Annotated in this window: 18 protein-coding genes and 1 other RNA gene; 12 read left to right on the top strand and 7 right to left on the bottom strand. The window is 72.5% G+C overall.

Annotated elements, in window-relative coordinates; translation table 11 throughout:
• From H4F90_RS10245 to H4F90_RS10220, 6 genes are all read left to right on the top strand, one after another.
• Complete coding sequence (locus tag H4F90_RS10245; protein ID WP_182664187.1) at nucleotides 1–705, top strand: RnfABCDGE type electron transport complex subunit B; 705 nt, start codon at nucleotides 1–3, stop codon at nucleotides 703–705.
• A gap of 16 nt (nucleotides 706–721) precedes the next feature.
• The gene (nth, locus tag H4F90_RS10240; RefSeq protein WP_182664185.1) at nucleotides 722–1,360 is read left to right on the top strand and encodes an endonuclease III; all 639 of its coding nucleotides are present in this window, start codon (nucleotides 722–724) and stop codon (nucleotides 1,358–1,360) included.
• 61 nt (nucleotides 1,361–1,421) lie between these two features.
• Nucleotides 1,422–1,655 carry a DUF904 domain-containing protein gene (locus H4F90_RS10235; protein WP_182664183.1) on the top strand — a complete coding sequence of 78 codons (234 nt, stop codon included), beginning with the start codon at nucleotides 1,422–1,424 and terminating at the stop codon, nucleotides 1,653–1,655.
• Nucleotides 1,652–1,993, top strand: coding sequence for a cell division protein ZapA (locus tag H4F90_RS10230; protein WP_182664181.1), 342 nt, complete (start codon nucleotides 1,652–1,654; stop codon nucleotides 1,991–1,993). Before H4F90_RS10235 ends, H4F90_RS10230 begins: the two co-directional genes overlap by 4 nt.
• A 102-nt stretch (nucleotides 1,994–2,095) precedes the next feature.
• A non-coding RNA gene (gene ssrS / locus H4F90_RS10225) (6S RNA) lies at nucleotides 2,096–2,273 on the top strand.
• Nucleotides 2,274–2,328: 55 nt separating this feature from the next.
• Complete coding sequence (locus H4F90_RS10220) at nucleotides 2,329–3,147, top strand: sulfite exporter TauE/SafE family protein (protein ID WP_182664179.1); 819 nt, start codon at nucleotides 2,329–2,331, stop codon at nucleotides 3,145–3,147.
• A gap of 17 nt (nucleotides 3,148–3,164) precedes the next feature.
• Here the strand turns inward: H4F90_RS10220 and H4F90_RS10215 are convergent, their stop codons facing one another.
• On the bottom strand, nucleotides 3,165–4,142 hold the full coding sequence (locus tag H4F90_RS10215) for a GGDEF domain-containing protein (RefSeq protein ID WP_182664177.1): 978 nt from the start codon (nucleotides 4,140–4,142) through the stop codon (nucleotides 3,165–3,167).
• A gap of 51 nt (nucleotides 4,143–4,193) precedes the next feature.
• Between H4F90_RS10215 and H4F90_RS10210 the strand changes: the two genes are divergently transcribed.
• The 5 genes from H4F90_RS10210 to dinB all read left to right on the top strand — a co-directional run bounded on the left by H4F90_RS10210 (nucleotide 4,194) and on the right by dinB (nucleotide 8,000).
• On the top strand, nucleotides 4,194–5,405 hold the full coding sequence (locus H4F90_RS10210; protein ID WP_182664176.1) for a BaiN/RdsA family NAD(P)/FAD-dependent oxidoreductase: 1,212 nt from the start codon (nucleotides 4,194–4,196) through the stop codon (nucleotides 5,403–5,405).
• A gap of 160 nt (nucleotides 5,406–5,565) precedes the next feature.
• Nucleotides 5,566–5,778 (top strand): 30S ribosomal protein S21, encoded by a 213-nt coding sequence (gene rpsU / locus H4F90_RS10205; protein ID WP_182664174.1) that lies wholly within the window; start codon nucleotides 5,566–5,568, stop codon nucleotides 5,776–5,778.
• Between the two features lie 94 nt (nucleotides 5,779–5,872).
• Nucleotides 5,873–6,334 (top strand): GatB/YqeY domain-containing protein, encoded by a 462-nt coding sequence (locus H4F90_RS10200; protein ID WP_182664172.1) that lies wholly within the window; start codon nucleotides 5,873–5,875, stop codon nucleotides 6,332–6,334.
• A 64-nt stretch (nucleotides 6,335–6,398) separates the two neighbouring features.
• Nucleotides 6,399–6,758 carry a TIGR01244 family sulfur transferase gene (locus tag H4F90_RS10195; RefSeq protein ID WP_182664169.1) on the top strand — a complete coding sequence of 120 codons (360 nt, stop codon included), beginning with the start codon at nucleotides 6,399–6,401 and terminating at the stop codon, nucleotides 6,756–6,758.
• A gap of 75 nt (nucleotides 6,759–6,833) precedes the next feature.
• On the top strand, nucleotides 6,834–8,000 hold the full coding sequence (dinB, locus tag H4F90_RS10190) for a DNA polymerase IV (protein ID WP_182664167.1): 1,167 nt from the start codon (nucleotides 6,834–6,836) through the stop codon (nucleotides 7,998–8,000).
• A gap of 24 nt (nucleotides 8,001–8,024) precedes the next feature.
• On the opposite strand, the gene dcd is transcribed toward dinB, so the two are convergent.
• Nucleotides 8,025–8,591 carry a dCTP deaminase gene (dcd, locus tag H4F90_RS10185; protein ID WP_182664165.1) on the bottom strand — a complete coding sequence of 189 codons (567 nt, stop codon included), beginning with the start codon at nucleotides 8,589–8,591 and terminating at the stop codon, nucleotides 8,025–8,027.
• Nucleotides 8,592–8,732: 141 nt separating this feature from the next.
• Here dcd and H4F90_RS10180 point away from each other — a divergent pair, with 141 nt between their 5' ends.
• Nucleotides 8,733–9,497: a ParA family protein gene (locus tag H4F90_RS10180; RefSeq protein WP_182664163.1), complete on the top strand. Its 765-nt coding sequence runs from the start codon at nucleotides 8,733–8,735 to the stop codon at nucleotides 9,495–9,497.
• A gap of 22 nt (nucleotides 9,498–9,519) precedes the next feature.
• Here the strand turns inward: H4F90_RS10180 and H4F90_RS10175 are convergent, their stop codons facing one another.
• The 5 genes from H4F90_RS10175 to fdh3B all read right to left on the bottom strand — a co-directional run bounded on the left by H4F90_RS10175 (nucleotide 9,520) and on the right by fdh3B (nucleotide 12,870).
• Nucleotides 9,520–10,398: a formate dehydrogenase accessory sulfurtransferase FdhD gene (locus H4F90_RS10175; protein ID WP_182664161.1), complete on the bottom strand. Its 879-nt coding sequence runs from the start codon at nucleotides 10,396–10,398 to the stop codon at nucleotides 9,520–9,522.
• 73 nt (nucleotides 10,399–10,471) lie between these two features.
• Nucleotides 10,472–10,792 (bottom strand): hypothetical protein, encoded by a 321-nt coding sequence (locus H4F90_RS10170; RefSeq protein WP_235972142.1) that lies wholly within the window; start codon nucleotides 10,790–10,792, stop codon nucleotides 10,472–10,474.
• A gap of 32 nt (nucleotides 10,793–10,824) precedes the next feature.
• The gene (locus tag H4F90_RS10165; protein ID WP_182664160.1) at nucleotides 10,825–11,949 is read right to left on the bottom strand and encodes a formate dehydrogenase subunit gamma; all 1,125 of its coding nucleotides are present in this window, start codon (nucleotides 11,947–11,949) and stop codon (nucleotides 10,825–10,827) included.
• Between the two features lie 58 nt (nucleotides 11,950–12,007).
• On the bottom strand, nucleotides 12,008–12,253 hold the full coding sequence (locus H4F90_RS10160) for a hypothetical protein (protein WP_328700895.1): 246 nt from the start codon (nucleotides 12,251–12,253) through the stop codon (nucleotides 12,008–12,010).
• Nucleotides 12,250–12,870 carry a formate dehydrogenase FDH3 subunit beta gene (fdh3B, locus tag H4F90_RS10155; RefSeq protein ID WP_182664158.1) on the bottom strand — a complete coding sequence of 207 codons (621 nt, stop codon included), beginning with the start codon at nucleotides 12,868–12,870 and terminating at the stop codon, nucleotides 12,250–12,252. The genes H4F90_RS10160 and fdh3B overlap by 4 nt, the downstream gene beginning before the upstream one ends.
• Nucleotides 12,871–12,876: the final 6 nt, after the last annotated feature.

Below are 12,876 nucleotides of genomic sequence, written 5' to 3'. Positions count from 1 at the left end.
ATGACGGGTGCCGCGCAGGGCCCGGCCCCGGGCGCGGCCGATGCTGCGCAGCGGGCCGCCATCGATCGACTCGATGCGGCCCTGCCGCAGACGCAGTGCACGCGCTGCGGCTACCCGGATTGCCGCAGTTACGCCGAGGCCATCGTCCTCGAGGGTGCGGCCATCAACCGCTGCCCCCCCGGCGGCGCCGAGGGCGTGCAGCGCCTGGCCGCGCTCAGCGGCCAGACGCCGCTTCCGCTGGATCCGGACTGCGGCAGCGAAGGCCCGCTGCGCCTGGCGCGCATCGACGAAGCCTGGTGCATCGGCTGCACGCTGTGCATTGCCGCCTGCCCGGTGGACTGCATCGTCGGCGCCTCCAAGCAGATGCACACCGTGATCGCCGCCGACTGCACCGGCTGCGCGCTCTGCCTGCCCGCCTGTCCGGTGGACTGCATCACGCTCGACCCGCCGGCCGAGCCCGCCACCCGCGGCTGGGCGGCCTGGTCGCCCGCCCGGGCCGAATCGGCCCGCCAGGCCCACGCCGCCACCCGCCAGCGCCGTGCGCAGCGCGAGGCGGCCCACGCCGAACGGCAGGCGGCCCGTGCGCAGGACAAGCTTGCCACCCTCGACCAGGACCCGCGCCTGGCCGCACCCGGCGCAGCCGACCGCAAGCGCGCCGCGATCGAGGCCGCGCTGGCCCGTGCGCGGGCCCGTGCCGCCGGCTGAACCCGAAGCCCCCGCGATGAAGCGCGACGCGATCGAGACCTTCTTCGCCACCCTGGCCGCGGCCAACCCGCATCCGGCCACCGAACTGGTCTACAGCAGCGTCTTCGAGCTGCTGGCGGCCGTGCTGCTGTCGGCCCAGGCCACCGACGTCGGCGTCAACAAGGCCACCCGGCGGCTGTTCGCCCTCGCGCCCACGCCGCAGAAGATGCTGGCCCTGGGGGTCGAGGGCGTGGCCGAGCAGATCAAGACCATCGGCCTCTACCGCAACAAGGCCAAGCACCTGGTCGAGACCTGCCGCATCCTGGTCGAACAGCACGGCGGCGAGGTGCCCGGCACCCGCGAGGCCCTGGAGGCCCTGCCCGGCGTCGGCCGCAAGACGGCCAATGTCGTGCTGAACGTGGCCTTCGGCGAGCCGACCATGGCCGTCGACACCCACATCTTCCGCGTCGGCAACCGCACCGGCCTGGCGCCGGGCACGACGCCGCTGGCCGTCGAGCTCAAGCTGCTCAAGCGCATCCCGCCGGCCTACCGCGTGCATGCGCACCACTGGCTGATCCTGCACGGCCGCTACGTCTGCCAGGCCCGCGCGCCGCGCTGCGGCGCCTGTGCAGTCCGCACGGTCTGCGGCTTCCGCGAGAAGAACGACCGCCCCTGAAGCGGGCGCGGCGCGGCAGGCCGGCCGCCTAGAATCCGCGGCCATCGGAAGCGGGGAGAGCATGTCGAGCATCGAGGACCTGAGCGCGCGCGTGGAGCGGCTGCTGCTGCGCCACGAGGAACTGCAGCGGGCCCATGCGCTCGCGGAGCAGCAACTGCTGGCCGTGTCGGCCGAGCGCGATTCGCTGCGCGGCCGCCTGTCGGCCGCGCGCCAGCGCATCGACGCCCTGCTCGACCGCCTGCAGGTGGAGGCCCCGGCCGCCGCCGTGCCGCCGCCCTCGGGGGACATGCCGTGAAGCAGATCGAAGCGACCATCCTCGGCCAGAGCTACCGCCTGGTCTGCACCGACGAGGGCGAGGCGGCGCTGCACGCGGCCGTCCGTGCGGTCGACCGCGAAATGAGCCTGATCCACGACGCCGGCCGCATCAAGGCGCGCGAGAAGATTGCCGTGCTGGCCGCGCTGAACCTCGCCTCGCAGAAGGTTGAGCGCGAGCAGCAGGCCCCTCCGCCCGCCATCGAGGCCCCCGCCACGGAGGCCGGGGACGGCCCGGCCGATCCGGCGGTCGAAGCCCGCATCCGCAGCCTGATCGAGCGCATCGACAGCGTGCTCGGCGAGGACGGCCACCTGCTCTGAGCGGCAGGCCGCTGCGCCCTTTGCGGCGCCGCAGCCCCTGCGGGATCGTGGGGCGTCGCGCGGCCGCCTCATCGCGGGACAGGGCTCGGCCTACACTGGCCTCGTTCGCTGCGTTCGCGGGGGCTTTTATGTCCTTGAACCGATGCTCTCATGGAGCCTGGGCTTGGAACATGCGAGGCGGGCGTGATCGTCTCGCGTCAGATGAACCCGAAGCCTTGCTGACCTCGCCCACCTGAATCCCCTGGGTTCAGGCCTGCGGTCCCCGGCTCGCGGCGAACACCTTCTTCAGCCCTCCGGGCCCCACGCGGCGCATGGCGCCTCGGGCCGACGCCGCGATGCCCGAACTCCCTGCCCTTCTCCTGCTGCTGGCCCTGGGCAGCGTCAGCGGCTTCCTGGCCGGCCTGCTCGGGGTGGGAGGCGGGCTGATCCTGGTGCCCTTCCTCAGCCAGGGGCTGGCCCATGCGGGCGCGGCCCCGGCGCTGCAGTTGAAGATGGCCGTGGCCACCGCGATGGCCACGATCTGCCTGACCTCGATGTCGGCCGTGCGGGCGCAGCAGGCCCGGGGCGCGATCGCATGGGACATCGTGCGCCGCCTGCTGCCGGGCGTGCTGCTCGGCACCGCCCTGGGCGCGCTGCTGGCCCGACACCTGCCGGCCCTCGGACTCACGCTGCTGTTCGGCCTCTTCGTCGGCCACGCCGGCTTGAAGATGCTGTTCGCGGCGGCACCCGCCCCCCGGGCCGGACAGGGCCTGCCAGGCCGCCCGGGCCTGCTCGCCGCGGGCGCACTGATCGGCGGACTCTCGGCCCTGGTGGGCGCCGGCGGAGCCTTCCTGTCGGTGCCGCTGATGGCGCGCTGGCGGGTGCCGATGCACCGGGCGGTGGCCACCTCCAGCGCGCTCGGCCTGCCGCTGGCGCTGGCGGCGACGCTGGCCTATGTCGTGGTGGGTCGGGGCCTGCCGGGCCGGCCGGATGGCAGCCTGGGCCTGGTGCACCTGCCCTCGTGGCTGCTGCTCGTCAGCACCAGCGTGCTCGCCGCCCCCCTGGGCACGCGGCTCTCGCATGCGACGGACACCCGCCGCCTGCGCCGGCTCTTCGGCCTGATGCTGCTGCTGATTGCCGCGGAGATGCTGCGCCGGGCCGCGCAGGCCGCCTGAGGCCCGGGCCCCGCCGCTCAGGCGGGGAAGGGGATGCGGGCCAGTGCGATCTGGTTGCCGCCACCCGCCCGGGCATCCCGCAGAGCCGCCTCGGCGGCGTCCAGCAGCGACGGGGCTTCTTGATGGCTGGTCGGGTAGGCGGCGATGCCCACCGCGATGCTGAAGCGCAGCACCCGGCCGTCCACCACCACCAGCTCGCCCGCGCACTGGCGGCGGAAGCCTTCCATGCGCTTGTGGGCAGCGGCCAGGCTGCAGCCCGACATCAGCAGCGCATGGCGCTCGTCCGCCAGGCGGCAGGGGGTGTCCATCGCGCGCGTGCTGCCGCGCAGCAGGCGACCGAGCGCGGCCAGCACCCGGGGCCGGTCGGCCGCCGGGATCGACGGCCCCTCCGGAGCTTCGGCATCGATCTCGATCAGCACCAGCGCGAATTCGCGGTGTTCACGGCGCGACAGGTCCAGCTCGCGGCGCAGGTTCGCCTCGAACTGGGCCGGCGGGTAAAGGCCGGGCACCGGCTCCTCGGCCAGCGCGAACGGCTGCACCGCGCGACTGAGCTGCTCATGCGCAGCCTGCAGGGCCTCGATCTGCCCCAGGGCCTGGCGCAGGGCGTCCTCGGCCTGCTGCTGGCTGCGGGCATCGAGCCACAGGCCGATCTCCGCACTGCCGTCGGCCGCCGGAGGATCCAGGCGGATCTGGGCGCCGAGGTAGGGCGCCGGCGTGCCGGGGGGGCCGAGGTCCAGCAGGCGGGGCCGGACCGGGCCGGGCCGGGCCGCCCAGGCCAGGCGTTCGGCCAGGGCCGGTGCAAGCAGCCGGGCATCGTCCAGGCCGCAGGCCGCCTCGGGCGTGGCGAAGCCCAGGGCGCGGGCCCCGGCGGCATTCAGGCGCAGGTAACGGCCCGCGGCGTCCTTGCGCCAGAGCACGACGCCCAGCGCATCGGCCAGGGCCTCAAGCAGGGGCCAGGCCGGGCCGAGGGGGTCGGGAGCAGCAGGCGAGGACATCGGCCGATGCTAGGCCCGCGGGCGCGCGGGCGGCCTGTCGATAATCGGCCGATGGACCGTGCTGATGTCGTCATCGTGGGCGCCGGCGCGGCCGGCCTGTTCTGTGCGGGCGTGGCGGGGCAGCGGGGGCTGTCGGTGCTGCTGATCGACCATGCCGAGAAGGTGGCGGAGAAGATCCGCATCTCCGGCGGCGGGCGCTGCAACTTCACCAACCGCGACGCCGGCCCGGCGAACTTCCTGTCCGAGAACCCGGCCTTTTGCCGCTCGGCCCTGGCGCGCTACACGCCGGCCCGGTTCGTCGCGCTGGTGCAGCGCCACCGCATTGCCTGGCACGAGAAGCACAAGGGCCAGCTCTTCTGCGACGACAGCAGCGAATCCATCATCCAGATGCTGCTGCGCGAGTGCGAGGCCGGCGGCGTGCGGCGCTGGCAGCCCTGCCGCGTCGAGGGGGTGCGGCAGACCGCGGCCGGCGGCTTCGAGCTCGACACCGCGCGCGGCCCCGTGCGCACGCGCCAGCTGGTGGTGGCCACCGGTGGCCTCTCCATTCCCAAGATCGGCGCCAGCGACTGGGGGCATCGCCTGGCGCGGCAGTTCGGTCATCGCATCGTCGAGCCGCGGCCCGGCCTGGTGCCGCTGACCTTCGCCGCGGCCGACTGGGCGCCCTTCGCCGAACTGGCCGGCCTCGCGCTGCCGGTGCGGGTGGCCACCGGCGACAAGCCGGCACGCGGCGAGTTCCTGGAGGATCTGCTTTTCACCCACCGCGGCCTCAGCGGGCCCGCGGTGCTGCAGATCTCCAGCCACTGGCGACCGGGCCAGATGCTGGAGCTGGACCTGCTGCCCGGCATCGACCTGGCCGCCGCCCTGCGCGAGGCCAAGCAGCGCTCGCGCAAGCAACTCGGCAACGAGCTGCTGACCTGGCTGCCAGCCCGGCTGGCCGAGAAGGTCTGCGCGCCACTCGGCGAGCTGGCCCGGCGCACCCTGCCCGAGCAGCGCGACGCGACGCTCATCGGCTTGGCCGACCGCCTGCAGCGCTGGCAGCTGCTGCCCAGCGGCACCGAGGGCTACCGCAAGGCGGAGGTGACGCTGGGCGGGGTCGACACCCGCGAGCTGAGCTCGCAGACGATGGAGAGCCGTCGCGTGCCGGGCCTGCACTTCGTCGGCGAGGTGGTCGACGTGACCGGCTGGCTCGGCGGCTACAACTTCCAGTGGGCCTGGGCCAGCGCGCAGGCCTGCGCGCTGGGCCTGCAGCCGGCCGGGGCCTGAGCGGCGATCCGGTTCGCGCGGGGTCCGGGGTGCTGGCACGGCGCAAAGACTCGCTTATACTCGCGCTCTTTGCCGGCAACAGCGTCTCGATCGACGCCCCGGGCTTTCCGGAAACTGCCCGTTCGTCGACACCGGTCGCACCCACTGGATCCACCCGTTCATGACCACCATTCGCCTCAAGGAAAACGAGCCTTTCGATGTCGCCCTGCGCCGCTTCAAGCGCACCATCGAGAAGCTCGGCCTGCTGACCGACCTGCGCGCTCGCGAGTTCTACGAAAAGCCGACCGCCGAACGCAAGCGCAAGAAGGCCGCGGCCGTGAAGCGTCACTACAAGCGCGTCCGCAGCCAGCAGCTGCCCAAGCGCCTGTACTGATCGCCATCCGGCGCAGGCGGCCTCTCGCAGGCCGCCGCACCCCAAGCCCGCCGCGGGACGCCGTTGCGGGCTTCGTCGTTTCTGGAGACCCGACATGAGCCTGAAAGACCGCATCACCGAGGACATGAAGACCGCGATGCGCGCCAAGGAGGCCGAGCGCCTCGGCACCATCCGCCTGCTGCTGGCCGCCCTGAAGCAGAAGGAAGTCGATGAGCGCATCACGCTGGACGACGCTGCCGTCATCGCCGTGGTCGACAAGCTGATCAAGCAGCGCAAGGACTCGGTGAGCCAGTACAGCGCCGCCGGCCGGCAGGACCTGGCCGACAAGGAACAGGCCGAGATCACCGTGCTGACCGCCTACCTGCCCCAGCGCCTGGATGCCGCCGAGGTGCAGGCCCGCGTCGACGCGCTGGGCGATGCCCTGGCCGCCGAACTGGGCCGTGCGCTCGCCGCCGGCGACATGGGCAAGCTGATGGGCAGCGCCAAGGCCGCGCTGGCCGGCATCGCCGAGATGGCCCAGGTGTCGGCCGCGGTCAAGAGCCGCCTCAGCCGCTGAGCGCGGCGGCCTCAGTCGCGAGCCGCTACAGTCCCCGTCACGTGATCCTGACCACGCCCCGCCCATGAGCCCCTCCGACCTGCCCCTCCAACGCGCCAACGCCGACCTGGCCTTCGCGCCGCAACTCGGCCCCGAGGCCATGGCGGCCGTCGCCGCGGCGGGCTTCCGCAGCGTGATCAACAACCGCCCGGACGGCGAAGGCGGCCCCGAGCAACCCCTCAGCGCGACCGTCCAGGCGGCGGCCCAGGCCGCGGGCCTGCAGTACGCGCACCTGCCGGTACTCGGCAGCATGCAGACGCCCGAGCAGGCCCGCGCGATGGCCGAGCTGCTGGCCACCCTGCCCAAGCCCATCCTGGCGTTCTGCCGCAGCGGTGCACGCAGCGCCCGGCTGTGCGCGCTGGCCAGCGAGTTCGCGCCGCGCTGAGCGGAAGGTCGGCGGGCGCGGGCGGTCTCGCCCGGCCGGTCGCCGGATGCCGCCCCTCGAGCTGAGCGGCCGGCCGTGTCGCGCCGCATCGCCCACCTCGACATGGACGCCTTCTTCGCGTCCGTCGAACTGCTGAGCCGGCCCGAGCTGGCCGGCCTGCCCCTGGTCATCGGCGGCGGCCGCCCGGCCGGGGGCGAAGGCCCGCCGGCCCCCGAGCCCCTGGGACGCTACCGCGGCCGCGGTGTCGTCACCACCGCCACCTACCCGGCACGCGCCCTGGGCGTGCACAGCGGCATGCCGCTGATGCAGGCCGCGCGGCTCGCGCCGCAAGCCCTGCGGCTGCCGCCGGATTTCGAGGCCTACAAAGCCGCATCCCGCGCCTTCAAGGCGGCCGCCGCAAGCCTCGCGCCGACGATCGAGGACCGCGGCATCGACGAGATCTACCTCGACCTGAGCCTCCTGCCCGGCGTGGCCGAGGATGGCGGCCGGGCCTGCGCCGCCGCGCTGCAGGCGGCCGTCCGGGCTGCGACCGGCCTGAGCTGCTCGATCGCCGTCGCCCCCAACAAGCTGCTGGCCAAGCTGGGCTCCGAGCTGGACAAGCCCGGCGGCCTGACCGTGCTGGGCCCCGAGGACCTGGCCCCCCGCATCTGGCCGCTGCCGGCCCGCAAGCTCAATGGCATCGGCCCGCGGGCGGCGGACAAGCTGTCGGCCCTGGGGGTGCAGACCCTGGGCGAGCTGGCCGCGGCCGATCCGGCCTGGCTGATCGTGCACTTCGGCCCGCGCTACGGGGCCTGGCTGCACGAGGCCGCACAGGGCCGCGACGAGCGGCCGGTCGTGACCCATCGCGAGCCCAAGAGCCTGAGCCGCGAGACCACCTTCGAGCGCAACCTGCACCCGCGCAGCGACCGCGCCGCGCTCGGCACCCTCTTCACCCGCCTGTGCGAGCGCCTGGCCGAGGACCTGCGCAAGCGCGGCCTGCGCGCCGGCCGCATCGGCGTGAAGCTGCGCGATGCGAACTTCCGCACCCTCAGCCGCGAGCAGACCCTGGACACCCCGAGCGACGAGGCCGCCACCCTGCGCCGCGCCGCCGGCCTGGGCCTCAAGCGCATGCCGCTGGACCAGCCGCTGCGCCTGCTGGGCGTGCGGGCCAGCAGCCTGCGGGCCGCCGACGCGCCCGAGGCGACCGCGCCGCGTCGCCGCCCTCCCGCCGGGCCGCAGACCGGCGACCTGTTCGCCGACTGACTCGGGCCCCGTCCAGGCCAGGGTTCAGGCCTTGGGCAGCGTCACCCCGACCTGGCCCTGGTACTTGCCGCCACGGTCGGCGTAGCTGGTCTCGCAGACCTCGTCGCTTTCGAAGAACAGCACCTGGGCGCAGCCCTCGCCCGCGTAGATCTTGGCCGGCAGCGGGGTGGTGTTGCTGAACTCCAGGGTCACATAGCCTTCCCACTCGGGCTCGAAGGGGGTCACGTTGACGATGATCCCGCAGCGCGCGTAGGTGCTCTTGCCCAGGCAGATGGTCAGCACATTGCGCGGGATGCGGAAGTACTCGACCGTGCGGGCCAGCGCGAAGCTGTTGGGCGGGATGATGCAGTGGTCGCCGTGGAAGTCGACGAAGCTCTTCTCGTCGAAGTTCTTCGGGTCCACCACGGTACTGTGGATGTTGGTGAAGACCTTGAATTCCGGCGCGCAACGGATGTCGTAGCCGTAGCTGCTGGTCCCGAAGCTGATGACCCGGCGACCCTCGACCTCGCGCACCTGCCTGGGTTCGAACGGGTCGATCAGGCCGTGCTGCTCGGCCATGCGGCGGATCCAGCGGTCGCTCTTGATGCTCATCGGGGGTCCTCGTCGTGAAGACCGGATTCTAGAAAGCGGACCGCCCCCGGCCCGGGGGCCTGTTCCGCTTTTGCTGCATTGCCGCAAAATGCGCGCACGGCGTTCCCGCCGTGTCCACCCCTCCCCTTGCAGGAAGCCGCCATGCCCATCGTCGTGTTCAACCAGAAAGGCGGGGTCGGCAAGTCCACCATCACCTGCAACCTTGCGGCCATCAGCGCGCACGAGGGCCTGAAGACCCTGGTGATCGACCTGGACCAGCAGGCCAATTCCAGTGCCTACCTGCTCGGCCGCGAGGCCGCCGAGCAGGCGCCCGGCGTGGCCGATTTCTTCGAGCAGACGCTGAGCTTCAGCTTCCGCCCGGTGCCACCCAGCGACTTCGTCACCGCCTCGCCCTTCCCGGGCCTCGATGTGATGGTGGCCAGCCCGCGGCTCGACGAACTGCAGACCAAGCTGGAATCGCGCCACAAGATCTACAAGCTGCGCGAGGCCCTGCAGGCCCTGGCAGCCGACTACGACCGCATCTACATCGACACGCCGCCGGCGCTGAACTTCTACACGCGCTCGGCCCTGATGGGCGCCGGCGGCTGCCTGATTCCTTTCGACTGCGACGATTTCTCGCGCCAGGCGCTCTACACCCTGCTGGCCAACGTCGAGGAAATCCGCGCCGACCACAACCCCGAGCTGAAGGTGAAGGGCATCGTGGTCAACCAGTTCCAGCCGCGCGCCAAGCTGCCGCTGCGCCTGGTGCAGGAACTGATCGACGAGGGCCTGCCGGTGCTGCAGCCCTACCTGGGCAGCTCGGTGAAGGTGCGCGAATCGCACCAGCAGGCGCAGCCCATGATCCACCTGGAGCCGCGCCATGCGCTGACGCAGGCCCTGGTTGCCCTGCACGCCCAGCTGGCCTGAGCACGGCCCCGGGCGGCCGCGCTCAATCGCCCGGCAGGGGCCGGCGTTCCAGCGCGGCGGCCGGCTCGGCGTCGAATCGCTCGAAGCCGCTGTAGCAGAGGAAGTGCCGGTTCACGGCCCGGCCGAACAGGGTCATGCCGAGCTGGCCGGCCAGGGCATGGCCCATCTGCGTGATGCCCGAGCGCGAGACAACGATGGGCACCCCCATCTGCGCGGCCTTGATGACCATCTCGCTGGTCAGCCGGCCGGTCGTGTAGAAGACCTTGCCGCGGCTGTCGAGGCCCTGCATCCACATCCAGCCGGCGATGGTGTCGATGGCGTTGTGGCGGCCGACATCCTCGACGAAGTGCAGCAGTTCGGCGGTCTGCACGCCCTGCGTGTCGCGACCGAGCGCGAACAGCGCGCAGCCGTGCACCGAGCCGGAGGACTTGTAGGTGCTCTCCTGCAGCCGCATGGCCTCCAGCAGGGCATAGAGGCCGCGCTGGCTGATGCGGGCCTCGGCCGGCGGTGGCAGCTCGATGCGGTCGATCTCGTCCATCAGGCCGCCGAAGACGGTGCCCTGCCCGCAGCCGGTGGTGACCACCTTCTGCGCGGTGCGCGCCTCCAGGTCGGGCAGGCCGGACACGGTGCGGACCGCGGCGGCGTTGACATCCCAGTCGACGGTGATGGACTCGATGTCGTCCAGCCGCTCCAGCAGGCGCTGGTTGCGCAAGTAGCCCAGCACGAGCAGCTCAGGCGCGGCGCCGAGCGTCATCAAGGTCAGCAGCTCGCGCTTGTCGACGAAGACGGTCAGCGGCCGTTCGGCGGGAATGGCGGTGTTGCGTCGTTCACCGTGCTCGTCGAGCACCTCGATGGCCTGGGTCAGCGGCGCCTGGGCCTGGGTGAGTCGGGGCAGCGGCATCGGGTCGCGTGGGGGCAGGGGTGAGCGGCCATGATGCCAGCGACCGCAGGGGCACGCTGGGCCCCGGCCGGGTTCAGGGCTTGGGCACGGACGCGGCCTCGGGCGGCGTGTAGACGAAGGGGCCGGGGTCGGTGCAGGGTGGGGTGGCCACCGGCGGGCGCGTCTCCTTGCCGGCGGTCTTGGCGGTCGCGTGGTAGTGCGCCGCCGTGCGCTCCATCGACAGGCAGAGCTTGTAGGCGCTGACCTTGTCGCCATGGGCCGTCTTGGCCTTGGTCTCGTCGGCCTTGGCCTTGGCCTCGGGGCTGGGCGGCGGCAGCTTGGCAGCGACGGGGGCGAGCAGGCTCAGGACCAGGGCGCCCAGCGTGGCGGCATGGCGGAGGGGGTGGGCTTGCATGGCGTCTCCCTGCAGGGGCTCGTCGTCGAAACTCAGGCCGGGCGGCCGAGGATGGCCGGATCACCCCCCGGCTGCGGGCTGCGCTGGGCCGGGATGCGGCCGGCCTGGATGTCGTCATGCCAGAGCGCGTGGTGCTCGCGGGCCCAGGCCTCGTCCACATAGCCGCTGCGCATGGCCTGGTAGGCGCCCTGCATGCCGATCGTGCCCATGTAGATGTGGCCGAGGAACATGGCCATCATCAGCAGCGTAGCCACGGCGTGGACCATGTTCGCGATCTGCATCTGGCCGCGCGTCTCGCCCAGGCCCGGCACCAGCTTGTCGAGCACCAGGCCCGAGGCCACCACGATCAGCCCCAGACCGAAGACGCCGCCCCAGAACACGATCTTCTCGCCGGCGTTGAAGCGATGCGAGGGCACGTGGGCCCCGCTGAACAGGCCGCCGCCCTGGACGATCCAGGCCCAGTCCTCGCGGCGGGGCAGGTTGTCGCGCACGAAGGTGAGGAAGACCACCAGCAGCGAGACCGCGAACACCGGCCCGGCAAAGTTGTGCACGTTCTTCAGCGCGTAGGTCAGCCAGCCGAACAGGGTCGGGCCGATCAAGGGCAGCAGCAGGAATTTGCCGAAGGCCATGACCCCGCCCGAGACCGCCAAGAGCACGAAGGCGATGGCGTTGCTCCAGTGCGCAGCCCGCTCGAAATGGGTGAAGCGCTCGATGCGGCGGCCGGTCTCGGGCGCATGCAGCTTCATCGTGCCCCGGGCCTTGTAGAACAGGCCCAGGGCCAGCACGACGATCAGCAGCAGCGCGCCGCCATAGGGCAGGATCCACTGGTTGCGGACCTGGCGCCAGGCTTCGCCGGCCGTCGTCCAGCGCGAGCCGGGGTATTGCACGAAGGGCTGGATCAGCACGCCCTTCTCGGCCCCGGGCAGGGTGGTGAAACCGGCCTGGTGACCGGACTCCCGCACCGCGCGCCAGAACGGCGCGTTGTTGCCGGGCTGGCTCTTGGCACGCTCGGCATTGCTCTCGTCGGCACGCGGCGCGGCCGGGGCGGCGGACGCCGCGGCCGATGCGTCCGCCGGGCCCTGGGCGTGGGCGCTCAGGCCGGCCAGGGCCAGCACGCAGGCGGCCAGGAGGGCACGGCAGGTGGCTCGGATGCTCATGGTTCGACCTCGGGCTGGAGGAAGTCAGGACGCGGCCCGCGCACCGCGGGCCGGCCGCTCATTGCGCGATGCGGGCGTACTCGTTCTGGCGCTGGTTGCGCGTGCGGATCTGCTGCTCCCAGCTCGCACGGTCGTTCGCCTGCCAGCCGGGTACGGCGAAGCCGCTCGCCTCGCCCTGCCAGCTCGGGGCGTCGGGACGCTTCTGACCGGCGGCCAGCTCCTGCGGCCTGTCTCCGCAGGCGGCCAGGCCGAGCAGCATCGTCAGGGCGAGCCCGCCTGCACGAAAACCGGCGCGGCGGCTCACGAACGGCCCCCGGTCGGCGTCTTGGCCTCGCCCGGCTTGCCGTAGGCCGTGCCCCAGCCCCAGACCTCGCTGCCCTTGCCACGCGTCAGCACGCGGGTGCGGAAGATGTCCGCCACCACATCGCCATCGCCACCCAGCAGGGCCTTGGTCGAGCACATCTCGGCGCAGGCCGGCAGCTTGCCTTCCGACAGGCGGTTGCTGCCGTACTTCTCGAACTCGGCCTCGCTGCCGTGCTTCTCGGGGCCGCCGGCGCAGAAGGTGCACTTGTCCATCTTGCCGCGCAGGCCGAAGGTGCCGTTGGTCGGGAACTGCGGCGCGCCGAAGGGGCAGGCGTAGCTGCAGTAGCCGCAGCCGATGCAGACGTCCTTGTCGTGCAGCACCACGCCCTCGTCGGTGCGGTAGAAGCAGTCGACCGGGCAGACGGCCATGCAGGGCGCATCGCTGCAATGCATGCAGGCGACCGAGATGCTCTTCTCGCCGGGCAGGCCGTCGTTGAGGGTGACGACGCGCCGGCGGTTCACGCCCCAGGGCACCTCGTGCTCCGCCTTGCAGGCGGTGACGCAGCCGTTGCACTCGATGCAACGCTCGGCGTCGCAGATGAACTTCATGCGGGCCATGTGGAC

The organism is Aquariibacter albus (assembly GCF_014145335.1).
Taxonomy (GTDB): Bacteria; Pseudomonadota; Gammaproteobacteria; order Burkholderiales; family Burkholderiaceae_C; genus Aquariibacter; species Aquariibacter albus.
The sequence above is the reverse complement of the archived record's forward strand: the minus strand, read 5'-3'. Positions and strand labels throughout refer to the sequence as shown.

What these genes read in the sequence shown, in the direction of transcription:
- fdh3B (WP_182664158.1), bottom strand. Translation starts at nt 12,870, where the DNA reads ATGGCCCGCATGAAGTTCATCTGCGACGCCGAGCGTTGCATCGAGTGC.
- H4F90_RS10195 (WP_182664169.1), top strand. Translation starts at nt 6,399, where the DNA reads ATGAGCCCCTCCGACCTGCCCCTCCAACGCGCCAACGCCGACCTGGCC.
- dcd (WP_182664165.1), bottom strand. Translation starts at nt 8,591, where the DNA reads ATGAGCATCAAGAGCGACCGCTGGATCCGCCGCATGGCCGAGCAGCAC.
- H4F90_RS10165 (WP_182664160.1), bottom strand. Translation starts at nt 11,949, where the DNA reads ATGAGCATCCGAGCCACCTGCCGTGCCCTCCTGGCCGCCTGCGTGCTG.
- H4F90_RS10215 (WP_182664177.1), bottom strand. Translation starts at nt 4,142, where the DNA reads ATGTCCTCGCCTGCTGCTCCCGACCCCCTCGGCCCGGCCTGGCCCCTG.
- rpsU (WP_182664174.1), top strand. Translation starts at nt 5,566, where the DNA reads ATGACCACCATTCGCCTCAAGGAAAACGAGCCTTTCGATGTCGCCCTG.
- nth (WP_182664185.1), top strand. Translation starts at nt 722, where the DNA reads ATGAAGCGCGACGCGATCGAGACCTTCTTCGCCACCCTGGCCGCGGCC.
- H4F90_RS10175 (WP_182664161.1), bottom strand. Translation starts at nt 10,398, where the DNA reads ATGCCGCTGCCCCGACTCACCCAGGCCCAGGCGCCGCTGACCCAGGCC.
- H4F90_RS10170 (WP_235972142.1), bottom strand. Translation starts at nt 10,792, where the DNA reads ATGCAAGCCCACCCCCTCCGCCATGCCGCCACGCTGGGCGCCCTGGTC.
- H4F90_RS10245 (WP_182664187.1), top strand. Translation starts at nt 1, where the DNA reads ATGACGGGTGCCGCGCAGGGCCCGGCCCCGGGCGCGGCCGATGCTGCG.
- H4F90_RS10220 (WP_182664179.1), top strand. Translation starts at nt 2,329, where the DNA reads ATGCCCGAACTCCCTGCCCTTCTCCTGCTGCTGGCCCTGGGCAGCGTC.
- H4F90_RS10200 (WP_182664172.1), top strand. Translation starts at nt 5,873, where the DNA reads ATGAGCCTGAAAGACCGCATCACCGAGGACATGAAGACCGCGATGCGC.
- H4F90_RS10210 (WP_182664176.1), top strand. Translation starts at nt 4,194, where the DNA reads ATGGACCGTGCTGATGTCGTCATCGTGGGCGCCGGCGCGGCCGGCCTG.
- H4F90_RS10235 (WP_182664183.1), top strand. Translation starts at nt 1,422, where the DNA reads ATGTCGAGCATCGAGGACCTGAGCGCGCGCGTGGAGCGGCTGCTGCTG.
- H4F90_RS10180 (WP_182664163.1), top strand. Translation starts at nt 8,733, where the DNA reads ATGCCCATCGTCGTGTTCAACCAGAAAGGCGGGGTCGGCAAGTCCACC.